Source organism: Shimia abyssi (assembly GCF_003014475.1).
Taxonomy (GTDB): Bacteria; Pseudomonadota; Alphaproteobacteria; order Rhodobacterales; family Rhodobacteraceae; genus Shimia; species Shimia abyssi.
Genome location: NZ_PYGJ01000005.1, coordinates 48,199 through 62,509 on the forward strand (window position 1 = coordinate 48,199; position 14,311 = coordinate 62,509).

Genomic DNA, 14,311 nt, shown 5'->3' on the forward strand with positions numbered 1-14,311 from the left:
CGGCGGGTAGCAGCTGGTTTACAAGCCGCCCGTAGTAATACGCGCCTGCCCGCTTCACATTGACTCCCACGTCCCACCTCGCCAAAACACGGGCAATTCCGGTTCTAAGGGAGAGTTCCATGAATAAGGTATATGCAAGCGCTGCAGAGGTGCTCGACGGTATCCTGCGTGATGACATGCTCATCGCGGCAGGTGGCTTCGGGCTCTGCGGCGTTCCTCAACTGCTGCTAGATGCGATCCGCGACTCCGGTGTCAAGGATCTGACATTCGCCTCAAACAACGCCGGTACAGACGGTCACGGCATTGGCATCCTGCTCGAAACCCGTCAGGTGCGCAAAATGATGTCTTCCTATGTTGGTGAAAACGCCGAGTTTATGCGCCAGTACCTCTCTGGCGAGCTTGAGCTTGAGTTCAATCCTCAGGGCACCTTGGCCGAGCGTATGCGCGCCGGCGGCGCCGGCATCCCGGGCTTCTTTACCAAGACAGGCGTTGGAACCGTAATCGCTGACGGCAAGGTCGAAAAGCAATTCCCCACCGGTCCCGACGGCACCATGGAAGACTACATCATGGAAGAAGGCATCTTTGCCGATCTCGCAGTGGTCAAAGCCTGGAAAGCGGATCCAACCGGAAACCTCGTGTTCCGCAAAACCGCTCGGAACTTTAACGCGCCCGCCGCGACATGTGGCAAATTCTGCGTGGTTGAGGTTGAAGAGATTGTGCCCACAGGCTCGCTCGAACCAGACAGCATTCACCTACCCGGCATTTACGTGAACCGCATCGTTCAGGGCAACGCCGAAAAACACATCGAACAGCGCACTGTGCGCAAGCGGGAGGAAGCATAATGGCTTGGGATCGTAACCAAATGGCCGCCCGCGCGGCGCAGGAACTACAAGATGGTTGGTATGTAAACCTCGGCATCGGCATCCCAACACTGGTCTCCAACTACATCCCCGACGGAGTCGAGGTGACGCTGCAATCGGAGAACGGCATGTTGGGCATGGGCCCCTTCCCGTATGAGGGCGAAGAAGACCCGGACCTGATCAATGCGGGCAAACAGACCATCACCGAGCTGCCACAAACCGCCTATTTTGACAGCGCCCAATCCTTTGCCATGATCCGTGGCGGCAAGATCGCCATGGCCATCCTTGGCGCGATGGAAGTTGCCGAAAACGGCGACCTGGCGAACTGGATGATCCCCGGCAAGCTGGTCAAGGGCATGGGCGGCGCGATGGATCTGGTGGCCGGAGTTGGACGTGTGGTTGTGGTTATGGATCACGCCAACAAACACGGCCAATCCAAACTGCTCAAGGAATGCACTCTGCCGCTGACTGGCAAGGGTGTGGTGGATCGCATCATCACCAACCTCGGCGTACTGGATGTGGTCGAAGGCGGCCTCAAGATTGTCGAGACCGCAGACGGTGTCACCGAAGACGAGTTGCGCGCCGCAACCGAAGCGACCCTCGTCAATTAAGCGCATCAACAGCCACTCAATTCCAAAGCCCGGTCTCATTGGCCGGGCTTTTGTCTTGCCGCCTGCCTCTTGGCGTTTGGCGCGGCTTATGCCATCACAGGCGCATGGATTTGGACGCACTTGCCTTTGATTACGCTCCTGTGGGACTTCTTGTTCTGGAAAACCGCATCATCCGGCGGTGCAACCGCCATTTCGGCGAGATGTTCCGCGAAGATCCAAAAACATGCGAAAACCTCTCGTTGGCCGAATTCTACGCCTCAGAAGAAGACTTTCAGGTCATGGGCGAGCGGGTCATGGCCGGGTTTCTGGCGGCTGGGCGATATAATGACGAGCGCGTCATGCGTCGCCGGGGTGGCGAACTTTTCTGGTGCCGTGTCCGCGGAACCTCCCTGACTCCCGACAACCCATTTCAGCGCTCGATCTGGTCGTTTGCAGACCTTTCCGACGAACGCCCATTGGTCGAACTGACCCAGCGCGAGCGCGAAGTCGCCATTCTGACTTGTCGCGGCTTAACTTCCAAGGAAATCGGCCTCGAACTTGGCCTCTCATACCGCACAGTCGAAGAATACCGCGCCCGCCTTCTGCGCAAATTCAGCGCACGTAAACTCGCTGAACTGGTGGCGAAACTGTCGGGGATGCCGCTTTGATGCGCAAATTGTGCGATTTACCCTCGTAAAAACTGCGCCAAACCCCTATCTGGCGAGGTCAGATCAGCTTCCCACGCCCGTGGTTTTCACCTATAAGGCGCGGCAGGGAACACCAAACAAGACCAGAACCGCTTTTAAGCGTCGCAGAGGGTAGAAACGAACATGAGCACCAAGAACCACGAGACAGATGTTGCCTTTATTCAGGCACTGGCAGAGCTCTTGCGTGAAAACGATCTGACCGAACTCCAAGTCAAACGCGAATACGGCGAAGATGACAGCCTGAATGTGCGTGTCAGCCGCCAACAACCCGCCCCCATTGCCGCCGCGCCGGTCGCCGTGGCCGCCGCCCCTGCTGCCGTCCCGATTGCAGCGCCCGCCGCAGCCGCGCCCGCTGCCGCCGCGACTGACGATGACGATCCTGCCAGCCACCCCGGCGCCGTGACGTCGCCTATGGTCGGCACCATCTATCTTCAGGCTGAACCCGGCACACCTCCATTTGTCAGCGTCGGTGCACAGGTTAACGAAGGTGACACCATCCTGATCGTCGAAGCTATGAAGACAATGAACCACATTCCAGCGCCCAAATCCGGCTCCGTAAAACGTATCCTCGTGGGCGACGGCGACACTGTCGAATACGGCGCTCCTCTGGTGATCATCGAATAAGGCGCTGATATGTTTGATAGAATCCTGATCGCCAACCGCGGAGAAATCGCCCTGCGCGTGATCCGCGCGTGCCGCGAAATGGGCATCGAGTCGGTTGCGGTGCATTCCACCGCTGACGCTGACGCGATGCATGTGCGTATGGCGGACGAAGCCATCTGCATCGGCCCTGCCGCTGGCACCGAGAGCTATCTCAACATGGCCTCGATCATTGCCGCCTGCGAAGTCACCGGCGCCCAGGCCATTCACCCCGGCTATGGCTTTCTGTCGGAAAATGCCAATTTTGTGCAAATCGTCGAAGACCACCACCTGACATTCATTGGCCCGACCGCCGAACATATCCGCGTCATGGGCGACAAAATCACGGCTAAGGACACAATGAAGGCGCTTGGCGTGCCCTGCGTGCCCGGCTCGGATGGCGGTGTACCAGATGTCGAATCCGCTCTAAAAATTGGTGAAGAATTCGGCTACCCGGTGATCATCAAAGCTACGGCAGGCGGCGGAGGCAAGGGCATGAAAGTGGCCCATAACGCCAATGAGATGAAAAGCGCGTTCCAAACAGCGCGCGCCGAGGGCAAAGCCAACTTTGGCAATGATGAGGTCTATATCGAGAAATACCTCACCACACCGCGCCATATCGAAATTCAGGTCTTTGGAGATGGCAAGGGCAAGGCCGTACATTTGGGCGAGCGTGACTGTTCACTGCAGCGTCGCCACCAAAAAGTCTTCGAAGAAGCGCCCGGCCCCAGCATTTCCCCCGAGGAACGCGCCAAAATCGGCAAGGTCTGTGCGGATGCGGTGGCACAGATCAACTATATCGGCGCAGGCACAATCGAATTTCTCTATGAGAATGGCGAGTTCTATTTCATAGAAATGAACACCCGTCTTCAGGTGGAACACCCCGTAACCGAAGCGATCTTTGGTGTTGATCTTGTGCGCGAACAAATTCGCGTCGCCTCCGGTATGGATATGTCCTTTGGTCAAGACGATCTCGAGATCAACGGCCACGCTATCGAAGTACGCATCAATGCCGAGCGTCTGCCCAATTTTGCCCCTTGTCCGGGCAAAATCACGGCTTATCACGCACCCGGCGGGCTGGGTGTGCGGATGGATTCGGCGCTTTATAACGGTTACTCGATCCCGCCTTTCTACGATTCACTGATTGGCAAGCTGATCGTGCATGGCCGCGACCGGAACGAGGCGCTCGCACGCCTGAACCGGGCCTTGGGCGAATTGATCGTGGACGGTATCGACACCACCGTGCCGCTGTTCCACGCACTTTTGGCCGAAAATGACGTGCTGTCGGGTGACTACAATATCCACTGGCTGGAACGCTGGCTTGAAACCAACCTGCCCGAAGGCTGATACGATGGGCGCGCGCCGGTATGGGTGAATTGACACCCGATACATTGATGCGCGCCTACGCTATGGGCGTTTTCCCCATGGCCGAACATCGTGGCGACCCAGAAATATTCTGGGTCGACCCCATCCGTCGCGGTGTATTTCCTCTCGATAAATTCCACATCTCGCGCTCCTTGGCCCGCGCCATTCGCAAAACGCCTTATTCGGTCACGCTCGACCGCGATTTTATGGGTGTCGTTGATGGCTGCGCTGACCGGTCAGAGACTTGGATCAGCGACGAAATCCGCCGCCTCTACATCGCTTTGTTCCGCCGGGGTCAGGCGCATTCGCTCGAACTCTGGGATAACGGCGACCTGATCGGCGGCGTCTATGGCGTCACTTTAGGCGGAGCGTTTTTTGGGGAAAGCATGTTTTCCCGACGCCCGAACGCGTCAAAAATTGCGCTTGCCTACCTGATTGAGCACCTGCGTCGCAGCGGGTTTACATTGTTTGATACGCAATTTCTAACAGACCATCTGGCCACGCTGGGCGCGGTCGAAATTCCGCGCGCAGATTATCACAAACTGCTGACATGGGCGATCCGACAGAACGCCGACATCACGGCTCACTCGCTGCCGTCAGCCCCCGAGGTGCTGCACCGCAGGACCCAGACGTCATAACGCGCGTGATCCAGCGCACTCAGCGCCGGAGAAGACGCCACCATCCAGCCCTCAAATGCCACGGCACCCGCGCCGTTGTCTTCCCAGATCGTCAGATAGGCAAACGCCTCACCTGTCGCATTGTCCTCAGGATACCGGCACTGGGCCATATCCACACGCAACGCGCCAAAATTTACGCTGAACCCGTTTTCCAGATCAAAATCAACCAGATCGCCAGTCAACTTGTCCAACCCTCGCAGCTGCGCACCCAGCGCAATTTTGGCCGCCGTGACACTCTCGCTGGTCACATCACCCAGCGTTTGTTGCAATGGCTCAAAGGTTTGCGGTTCAATCTCAAGCGTTTCAACAATGATTTCCTGTGCCAAAACTGGCGCGGACAGCAATATCGCGCCTGCAATCACTCCCGCACCAAGCCTCATTCGTCATCCCCACCGGACACAAACTTCAGCAATAGCGAGATCAAACTGACCGAGCTTTGCGTGTCTTCGATTTCATCCCCGGCGGCCAGATTGAACGGCGAGCCTCCCGGCAGAATTTCCACAAAATTCCCACCCAAAAGCCCCTCGGACGAGATCACAACAGCGCTGTCATCGGGTAATTCAACACCGTTTGCGACAGTAAATTCCGCATCCGCGCGGAACGTCGCCGGATCCAGAACAATATCTGTGACCGTGCCGATCTTAACACCAGCGAGGCGTACATCCGTGCCCACACTGACTCCCTCGATCGAGCGAAAGGACGCGGTTAGCGGATAGCCCGCGCTGCTGGCGGACAGGCTGGTGAATTGCGTGGCATAAATCAGGAACCCAGCGGCCGCTGCAACAACCACGGCCCCAACGGTGGCCTCTGTGCGTACTGCCGACATGGCTTATTCCGGGCTCCACGCCTCATAGTCACGCCTCTCGACCGGCGCGCCAGAGCGGATAGATCCGGCCGGCGCATAGGCCATCGCCGTGCCCGACAAGTTTTCCTGATGTGGCTTTTCCCACGATTTACGTGGCAGTGGCTTGTCCGAGGGGGCCTCGTCAAATGTGCGATGCAGCCAGCCATGCCAATCCGCGCCAATCCGGCTCGCTTCAACTTCGCCGTTGAACATCACCCAGCGCTTGGAATCGTCGGCATTGCGGTAAAAAACGTTACCCTGGTCATCTTCGCCCATTTTGATGCCCTTGCGGCGGGTATAAAGGCGAGTGTTTAGCGTCCCGCCATTCCACCAAGTCAGAACGCTGTTGATCGTGCTCAGAATGCCCATCGATGCCTCCGCAAATTCTCTTTTTCATATGGACCATTACGCGCAAAAGGTCCAGCCCGTGCATAGCAGTGTCTCAGCGCCAAATCGCCCGACACCCGCCTCTTGTGCGACCGTTTCATTTAGGGAACATGACGCGCACCCGATCCATGAACAAAGAAACGCCCCGGCGATGACACCGGGGCGCAATTCTCAGACCGTCTCGATCGGGGTCACCCGGCGCTTGCCGGCTCTTTCTCTGCCTCGCCGTGGATCATCAAAGGCGCAGCATCGCTCGTCGCGGCCTCTTCATTCACCACCACTTCGGTCACGCTATCCATCCCCGGCAATTCGAACATCGTGTTGAGCAAGATCTCCTCAAGGATCGAGCGCAATCCTCGCGCACCGGTCTTGCGTTCAATGGCTCGTTTGGCAATGGCCTGAAGCGCATCGTCAGTAAACGTCAGTTGCGTGTCTTCCAACTCAAATAGGCGTTGATACTGTTTGATTAGCGCGTTCTTGGGCGCCGTCAGGATCGTCACCAACGAGTCTTCGTCCAAATCTTCCAGCGTTGCCAAAACAGGCAAGCGACCAACGAATTCCGGGATCAGACCAAATTTCAAAAGATCTTCCGGCTCGAGCTCTTGGAAAATTTCACCCACACCGCGTTCGTCATTGTCACGCACATCTGCGCCAAACCCCATGGCCGAGCCTTTGCCACGCTGCGCAATGATCCGGTCAAGACCTGCAAACGCGCCACCACATATGAACAGGATGTTCGTTGTATCCACCTGCAGGAATTCCTGTTGTGGATGCTTGCGCCCACCTTGCGGCGGCACAGAAGCCACAGTGCCTTCCATCAGCTTCAGCAACGCCTGCTGAACCCCTTCGCCCGATACATCACGTGTGATCGACGGGTTTTCAGACTTGCGCGTGATCTTGTCGACCTCGTCGATATAAACGATCCCACGCTGCGCGCGCTCCACGTTATACTCAGAAGCCTGCAACAGCTTGAGAATGATGTTTTCAACATCTTCTCCCACATAGCCCGCTTCAGTCAGCGTGGTTGCGTCTGCCATCGTGAATGGCACATCCAGAATGCGCGCCAACGTTTGTGCCAGCAACGTCTTACCACAGCCCGTCGGGCCGATCAGCAGAATGTTGGACTTGGCCAGCTCAATATCGCCAGTCTTTTGAGCGTGGTTCAGACGTTTGTAGTGGTTGTGCACAGCCACCGACAAAACACGCTTGGCCATCGCCTGACCGATCACATAATCATCCAGAACGTCGCAAATTTCGCGCGGCGTCGGCACGCCATCACTTGCTTTCAATCCCGAGGCTTTGGTTTCCTCGCGGATAATGTCCATGCACAATTCGACGCATTCGTCACAGATGAACACTGTGGGTCCTGCAATCAGTTTGCGAACCTCGTGCTGGCTCTTGCCGCAAAAGCTGCAATAGAGGGTGTTCTTGCTATCTCCGCCGGACGTGTTCGCCATGTTCTACCTTTCAGGCCCTGATATGCCGCCCGGTTGGCCCGGTTGGCTCCCGCGTTTGGACCAGCTTAGGCCAGCCAATTGGCGGGTACAATGTCAAAGTGTCCCGCGCCGCACGACACGCCGCGGGACGATCACCATCAGCTCTCGTCGTCGCCCTTGGCGCGGCTTTCAACGATCTCGTCGATCAGGCCAAATGCCTTGGCTTCTTCCGGCGACATGAAGTTGTCGCGCTCAAGTGCCGCCTCAACCTTGTCGAGTTCCTGGCCAGTGTGCTTGACGTAGATCTCGTTCAAACGCCGCTTAAGCTTCAGCGTTTCTTCGGCGTGTATCATGATATCCGTCGCCTGACCCTGATATCCGCCGGATGGCTGGTGCACCATCACGCGGCTATTGGGCAACGAGAATCGCATCCCCTGCTCGCCGGCCGTCAACAACAACGACCCCATCGAAGCTGCCTGGCCAATTACCAGCGTGCTCACCTTGGGTTTGATGTATTGCATCGTGTCATAGATCGACAATCCGCTGGTCACCACGCCGCCGGGGCTATTGATATACATCGAAATCTCTTTCGATGGGTTTTCCGCCTCGAGGTGCAAAAGCTGCGCCACGATCAGGCTCGACATGCCGTCATGTACCGGACCGTTAAGGAAGATGATCCGCTCTTTCAAAAGCCGCGAAAAGATGTCGTAGGCACGTTCGCCCCGGCTGGTCTGTTCGACCACCATAGGCACCAACGTGTTCATATATGTCTCAAATGGGTCTGTCATATCCGCCTGCCTGTGCAACCTGCCTGTTCAACCGTATCCGGGGTCCACATCGCGTCCCCCGTCACAGAGTCTTAGTGCCGCGTCCGGGGGGCTGCAAGGCCACCTGATCTTTTTTAAGTTAACGAACGGTTAAGTCGCCGTGAGCGCACCCCGTTGCGCATCTCATGTGCAACACCTGCGATCACTGTCAGCACCCTCATCCTCAATGTTTCAAAATACCCAATCCGCCCCTTCCCCACCAGGGCACACCATGCCATTCTCTGGCCGCCCGACCCGGAGTATTCCAATGCGTTCTTTTGACGACATTTTTGACATTGCCGCTGAACGTAAAGGCGGCGCGGACGCTCTCAATGCTTCGCTGGCGTCTCCTTTGGCACCCGCAGAGCTCGCCAAAATCCCCGAAGACCGCTGGCTCGCGCAACTGACCAAGTGTGTATTTCAGGCTGGTTTCAATTGGAAAGTCGTGGAAAACAAATGGGATGGCTTCGAGACCGCCTTTCACAGCTTTGACATTGACCGCTGCGCCTTTCTTCATGACGAAGACATGGATCGCCTGATGTCAGACACCGCGATCGTGCGCAACGGCCCCAAGATTCGCACCGTCATCGACAATGCCCACTACCTCCAGAGCTTGCGCGATCAGGGCGGCGCAGGCAGTGTTCTGGGCGGCTGGCCCTCCACTGACTACGTCGGCCTGCTAGACTCCATGAAGAAAAACGGCGCGCGTATCGGCGGAAACACCGGCCAATATGCCATGCGCTTTATGGGTCGTGACAGCTTCATCATCAGCCGGGATGTCGTCGCCCGCCTGATCGCCGAGGGTGTGATCGACAAACAACCAACGTCCAAAGGTGCCATGAAGAACGTCCAGTCCGCGTTCAACACGTGGATGGAGCAATCCGGCCGTGGCCTAACGCAGATCAGTCAGGTTTTGTCTAAGTCAGTTTGAACAGACTTGTGTCACGGGGGGCGACGCGACGCACCCCGTGACGCTTGCCATGGTTCACAGCGAAATACGGAACCGTGCAAACCCGTCCGGGCCGTCTCCGGCTTCTTCGATATTGACATCAACCTGATCCAGATAAGCCTTTGCAGCTGGCCCTGTGTCAAACAACACCGTCGTGCCTGCCATCGGCGCAAACGACCAGTTACTGTCCGCACGCGGGCTGATTGTGCCCTGCTCCACAATATAGCGCACGATCACGTCACGGTTGGTATCAGGTCCCTCAAACACGGTGGTTTCCGAGGACGCTCCGGGGAACTTGCCCCCACCACCTGCGCGATAATTGTTGGTTGCGATAATGAACTCCGCGCCCAGATCCAGCGGCGCGCCGTTGTAGGTCAGATTGACAATGCGGCTTGCATTTTCGTCCAGCAGCCCGCCCTTGGGATCGTATTTTGAGGGCTGTGACAGGTCGATCTGATACTCAACCCCGTCAATCACATCAAAGTTATAGCTCGGAAAGGCCGGGTTCAGCAGAACCACATCCTGCGCGCCGGGCGTTACCTGATTGAATATCCCCGCCGAGCGTTCCAGCCAGTCCTTCACCTGTTGCCCTGTCACCCGTACCGCACGTGCCGTGTTCGGATAAAGATACAAGTCCGAGACATTCTTGATCGCAACATCCCCTTTGGGCACGTCGGTGAAATACTCCGGCCCCCCGCGACCACCAGCCTTGAACGGCGCCGCCGCGGACAAGATCGGGAGGCCCTCGTGCTCGGTGCCCTTCATCATCTGTTCAATGTACCAAAGCTGTGCAATCGACACGATCTGTACCGACGGATCGTCCGCAACCAACGCAAAATAGCTGTGCAACGGCGCATCCGTCTTGCCAACAGCGCGGCGCACATAAGCCAGCGTCTCATCATGCTCCGCCTGAACCGAAGCCAGCACCGCCGCATCGCTTTCGACCAGCGCAGTGGTCGAACGGTCCTCGTTGCGCTTGGAAATCGGGCGCGCTTCGGACACCGCCGACACAACACGCCATTCGCTGCCATCCTTCTCGATCAACAGATCGATCAGTCCCATATGGCTGCCCCAGAAACCGCCCATCGTGGCAGGTGTGCCCATCAACGTGCCCGCGTCCACATCGGCCCCAGCAAATTCTGCATAACCCGGCGAAGGGAACACCAGATGGCTGTGACCGGTTAGAATGGCGTCCACACCATCCAACCCGGCAAGCGGAACAGCTGCATTCTCCATCCCGTCACTGGCATCCGCGGCGCCGATACCGGAATGCGACAACACCACGATAATATCAACGCCCTCTTCTTTCATCTGCGGAATATACGCCTTGGCAGTTTCAACGATATCGCGCGCCTGAACCTTGCCTTCCAAATGACGACGATCCCAGTTCATAACCTGCGGTGGTGTGAACCCAATCAAACCCACCTTGACCGGATGCTCAGCGCCACCGCCATCCGTCACCATATGATCCAAAATCACATAAGGCGGGATCAGCGTTTTGTCCTTGGTCGGGTCACTGCCCAACTCCAACGCGACATTGGCATTCACCACCGGGAATTTTGCCCCCGCCAGCGACTTCATCAAAAAGTCGAGCCCATAGTTGAACTCGTGATTGCCAAGGGTCGAAGCATCAAACCCAAGCGTATTCATCGCCGCAATCACCGGGTGCGTGTCGCCCTCCTTCATACCCCGCTCATAAGCGATGTAGTCGCCCATCGGGTTGCCTTGCAAAAAATCTCCATTGTCGATCAACAAGGAATTTGAGGCTTCATCGCGGATCGCGTTGATCAACGACGCGGTCCGCGCCAGACCAACCGTGTCGCGTGGCTTGTCAGCATAATAGTCATAAGGGAACACATGCACATGCAGGTCCGTAGTTTCCATAATCCGCAGATGGGCCTGATTGGTCGCGGCGTTGGCGGAAAACGGATGTAGCGCAATGAAACCGGCAGTGCTTGCCAGAAAATGACGGCGGTTCAGGGTAATCGGCATTTGGCGTCTCCAATCAAAAAATTGTGCGAGCAGAACCCGAATGAGCCTAGACCTTTGACGCCATCTGGCAAGAACGGAGATGTGAAACGTTTTTGACACCCATCCCAATCAGCGCCTAACCGCCACCTTCAAACGGCCTGTTTCATCGCTTTGCCCGCCACATAGGTTTCGGCAATCGCGCGATCATCCCCCATGACCTGCAACAGAAACAACTCCTCTGCCAGCGTTTCAACACGATCCATCCGGATCGCCATCGCCTCCGTCGCGCGTGCGTCCAGCACCACGACATCTGCTTCCGTTCCGGGCTCTAATGTCCCGATCTTGTCCGCCAGCCCAAGTGTTTCGGCATTACCACGGGTGATCCAGTCAAATGCGCGGAACGGGTGCAGCTTCTGTCCCCTGAGCGCAAGCACCTTGTACCCCTCTGCCAACGTCGTCAGCATGGAATAGCTCGTTCCCCCGCCGATATCTGTCGCCACGCCACTCACAAGGCCCCGCGCGCGCAGTCCTTCATAGTCAAACAAACCCGAGCCTAGAAACAGGTTCGATGTTGGGCAAAACACCGGGTGTGCGCCGGTATCGACCATCGCGTCAATCTCGCGCGGCTCCAGATGGATTGAGTGCCCCAACAGACTCTTGTCGGTCAAAAGGCCAACCTGTTGATAGACATCAATGTAATCCCGCGCTTCCGGGAAAAGCTCCTTTGTCAGCGCGATCTCATCGTGGTTCTCGCTCAGATGCGTCTGAATATGGCACTCGGGAAACTCGCCGGCCAAGGCCCCAGCCATCTCAAGCTGTTCCTGAGTGGACGTGATCGCAAAACGCGGCGTAATCGCATAAAGCGCCCGCCCCCGCCCGTGCCATTTTTCCAGCATCGCCTTGCTGTCATCATACCCCGATTGCGGCGTATCTCTCAGGCCATCAGGAGCGTTGCGATCCATCATGACCTTGCCGCCAATCATGCGCATATCGCGCCGTGCGGCCTCCTCAAAATAGGCCTCTGCCGATTCTGTGTGCACCGAACAATAGGCGACCGCACTTGTAGTACCGTGCGCGATCAACTGATCAAAAAACACTTTCGCAATGCCATCGGCATGTGCCTTGTCCACAAAACGGGTTTCCTCGGGGAACGTGTAATTGTTCAGCCAATCCAACAGCTGCGCACCCCAGCTCGCAATCACCTGCACCTGTGGAAAATGCAGATGTGTATCAACAAAGCCCGCCATCAACAGGTTCGGGCGATGATCAACGACATTGCACTCCGATGTGTTAATCTCGTCAAACGTCCCAACCGCTTCGATCAGGCCATCCGCTATCACCAGCGCGCCATCCTCGATATAAGAAAACGCCTCTACATCCTCAGGGCTTTGCGGCTCGCGCTCAAAGCTCAGAATACGCCCGCGCAGAACTGTTTTTGTCATCATTTGTCTCACACTCAATAGTGGCGCGGGCCGCAAACCGCCGCCCGCGCCGTTGCCTCATTCTGCCGCTGTCGCGCCCGGTTCGTCCACTGCCAGATGCGAATTCTCTTCAGCTTTGTGAAAGATCGGGTAAATCAACAGGAATGCCGCCGAAATCAGATATCCTACCGTCACACCCGACAATTCCGGCCAATGCAGGCTGGCCGAATGCACGATTCCAATCGCCGACATCGCAGCCCCCGCCAGCGCAAAGCCACCTGCATTGCGGAACCGCCCGTCAATCACGCTTGCCACAATCGCACCCCAGACAAGCCCGGTGATGATCGCGCCCTGACTTAAAGCAAGATGTCCGCTGAAATGCGCGCCCTGCTGCAACAAGGCTGCGGTCAGCGCCTCGTCGCCCAAACGCGGCAGGCCCTCAACTCCGGTTGCCCCCAACGCGTTCATCAGGCTGCCCCATTTGATTATCAGGAACGCCGACACATGCGGCATCATCGCAATCGTCACTGCCGCCATATGCGCCGGTTTCACCGATTGTGCCGTGTTGGTAATCAGGCTCAGCGCTACAAACACCAGCACCGGTGCCGCCGCCGCAACAGGGATCAGATTGTTCAGGAACGCCAGCAACCCAAGGAACGCCGCCCCCGGAATGACCAATCCGACGGCAATCAAATACCCCGCATGTGCCCCCATACGCTTATACGCAGGGTGCCCGATATAGGCCGTGGTCGGAAAAGGAGAGCCAAAGACTGCACCGATCATCGTGCCCACACCGTCCGTCACCTGACACAGGCCCACCGGGTAATGATCCCCTGCCGCCTCTGCGCTCTCAACGTTATTCATGGTCTCGATGAAATTGTAGATCTGGACCGGCACCAGAACCAGAAACAGCTCTGGATTGGCAAAGAGGTGCTGAATACCTGCAACTAGATCGCCCACATAGGGCAGCGGCAGATACAGCCCGACACCCTCAACTGAAACCGATGCCTTGCCAGAAATAAGCGCAACAAGTGTCCCAACCAACAACGCCACCAGACCAGCGGGCATGTTAAACGGCAAACGGAACCGCCCGACCAAACCCCACAAGATGATGATCAGTGATGCAAATCCGATGTAAGGGTCTTCAAAAATCGTCGCCAGCGGCACCGTGCCAATGAACACCAACGCTATCCCGCACAATGTGCCCAGCATTCCGGCGCGCGGTGTTACCCGCTTGAGGAACGGTCCGATCAGCGCGCCAAAGGCGGCGACAATCCCGCCCATGAACCCGGCACCAATCCCAACCTGCCATGCCAGAACCGGGTCATTGGTCGACCAGTAAATCGGCCCGATCACGCCAAACAGATAAACGAACATCACCGGCGTCGAAATACCATAGGGCAACGCGGTCACGTCACGCCCGGTGCGCTCTGCCGTGCGTTTGGCCAGCCACGTGTACACCGCAATGCCCGCCATAATCGCGACCGCCGCGCCCGGCACGATGCGGCCAAACACGATCTCGGCGGGCATGCCAAAGACGAACTGGCAAATCCCCGCCAAAACCATCAGGTTGATCAGGTTATCGGTAAAAAGCGCCCAGAAGGCGCTGAAATCGCTGCGTGAAAACAGCTTATATGTATAGCTTGATCCGCTCATAGC

15 protein-coding genes are annotated in these 14,311 nt (G+C 57.1%); 7 read left to right on the forward strand and 8 right to left on the reverse strand.

All coding sequences use genetic code 11. From position 1 onward, the window contains the following. The first annotated feature begins 119 nt into the window (after positions 1-119). The 6 genes from CLV88_RS10200 (at position 120) to aat (ending at position 4,799) form a co-directional block, all read left to right on the forward strand. Complete coding sequence (locus CLV88_RS10200) at positions 120-842, forward strand: CoA transferase subunit A (RefSeq protein WP_106608295.1); 723 nt, start codon at positions 120-122, stop codon at positions 840-842. Next, on the forward strand, positions 842-1,471 hold the full coding sequence (locus tag CLV88_RS10205; protein WP_106608296.1) for a CoA transferase subunit B: 630 nt from the start codon (positions 842-844) through the stop codon (positions 1,469-1,471). Before CLV88_RS10200 ends, CLV88_RS10205 begins: the two co-directional genes overlap by 1 nt. Before the next feature lie 104 nt (positions 1,472-1,575). Continuing rightward, positions 1,576-2,118, forward strand: coding sequence for a helix-turn-helix domain-containing protein (locus CLV88_RS10210; RefSeq protein ID WP_423827734.1), 543 nt, complete (start codon positions 1,576-1,578; stop codon positions 2,116-2,118). 162 nt (positions 2,119-2,280) lie between these two features. Beyond that, positions 2,281-2,781, forward strand: coding sequence for an acetyl-CoA carboxylase biotin carboxyl carrier protein (gene accB / locus CLV88_RS10215; RefSeq protein WP_106608297.1), 501 nt, complete (start codon positions 2,281-2,283; stop codon positions 2,779-2,781). A gap of 9 nt (positions 2,782-2,790) precedes the next feature. Continuing rightward, positions 2,791-4,143: an acetyl-CoA carboxylase biotin carboxylase subunit gene (accC, locus tag CLV88_RS10220; protein ID WP_106608298.1), complete on the forward strand. Its 1,353-nt coding sequence runs from the start codon at positions 2,791-2,793 to the stop codon at positions 4,141-4,143. Between the two features lie 20 nt (positions 4,144-4,163). Further along, positions 4,164-4,799, forward strand: coding sequence for a leucyl/phenylalanyl-tRNA--protein transferase (gene aat, locus CLV88_RS10225; protein WP_106608299.1), 636 nt, complete (start codon positions 4,164-4,166; stop codon positions 4,797-4,799). Here the strand turns inward: aat and CLV88_RS10230 are convergent. From CLV88_RS10230 to CLV88_RS10250, 5 genes are all read right to left on the reverse strand, one after another. Beyond that, positions 4,745-5,218, reverse strand: coding sequence for a DUF2155 domain-containing protein (locus tag CLV88_RS10230; protein ID WP_106608300.1), 474 nt, complete (start codon positions 5,216-5,218; stop codon positions 4,745-4,747). The genes aat and CLV88_RS10230 overlap by 55 nt on opposite strands. Then, positions 5,215-5,664, reverse strand: a complete 450-nt coding sequence (mlaD, locus tag CLV88_RS10235; RefSeq protein ID WP_106608301.1) for an outer membrane lipid asymmetry maintenance protein MlaD — start codon at positions 5,662-5,664, stop codon at positions 5,215-5,217. Before mlaD ends, CLV88_RS10230 begins: the two co-directional genes overlap by 4 nt. A 3-nt stretch (positions 5,665-5,667) precedes the next feature. After that, entirely contained in the window at positions 5,668-6,051 is a 384-nt protein-coding gene (locus CLV88_RS10240) for an NADH:ubiquinone oxidoreductase subunit NDUFA12 (protein ID WP_106608302.1), read from the reverse strand. Positions 6,052-6,260: 209 nt separating this feature from the next. Further along, the gene (clpX, locus tag CLV88_RS10245; RefSeq protein WP_106608303.1) at positions 6,261-7,526 is read right to left on the reverse strand and encodes an ATP-dependent Clp protease ATP-binding subunit ClpX; all 1,266 of its coding nucleotides are present in this window, start codon (positions 7,524-7,526) and stop codon (positions 6,261-6,263) included. Between the two features lie 137 nt (positions 7,527-7,663). Beyond that, a complete protein-coding gene (locus CLV88_RS10250; protein ID WP_106608304.1) occupies positions 7,664-8,293 on the reverse strand; it encodes an ATP-dependent Clp protease proteolytic subunit in 630 nt (209 codons plus the stop codon). Between the two features lie 286 nt (positions 8,294-8,579). On the opposite strand from CLV88_RS10250, the gene CLV88_RS10255 reads away from it, so the two are divergent. Further along, positions 8,580-9,242, forward strand: coding sequence for a DNA-3-methyladenine glycosylase I (locus tag CLV88_RS10255; protein ID WP_106608305.1), 663 nt, complete (start codon positions 8,580-8,582; stop codon positions 9,240-9,242). A 54-nt stretch (positions 9,243-9,296) separates the two neighbouring features. On the opposite strand, the gene CLV88_RS10260 is transcribed toward CLV88_RS10255, so the two are convergent. From CLV88_RS10260 to CLV88_RS10270, 3 genes are all read right to left on the reverse strand, one after another. Then, positions 9,297-11,252 carry a bifunctional 2',3'-cyclic-nucleotide 2'-phosphodiesterase/3'-nucleotidase gene (locus tag CLV88_RS10260; RefSeq protein WP_106608306.1) on the reverse strand — a complete coding sequence of 652 codons (1,956 nt, stop codon included), beginning with the start codon at positions 11,250-11,252 and terminating at the stop codon, positions 9,297-9,299. Between the two features lie 128 nt (positions 11,253-11,380). Then, a complete protein-coding gene (guaD, locus tag CLV88_RS10265; RefSeq protein ID WP_106608307.1) occupies positions 11,381-12,673 on the reverse strand; it encodes a guanine deaminase in 1,293 nt (430 codons plus the stop codon). Positions 12,674-12,730: 57 nt separating this feature from the next. Beyond that, positions 12,731-14,308, reverse strand: a complete 1,578-nt coding sequence (locus CLV88_RS10270) for a SulP family inorganic anion transporter (protein WP_106608308.1) — start codon at positions 14,306-14,308, stop codon at positions 12,731-12,733. Positions 14,309-14,311 lie beyond the last annotated feature (3 nt).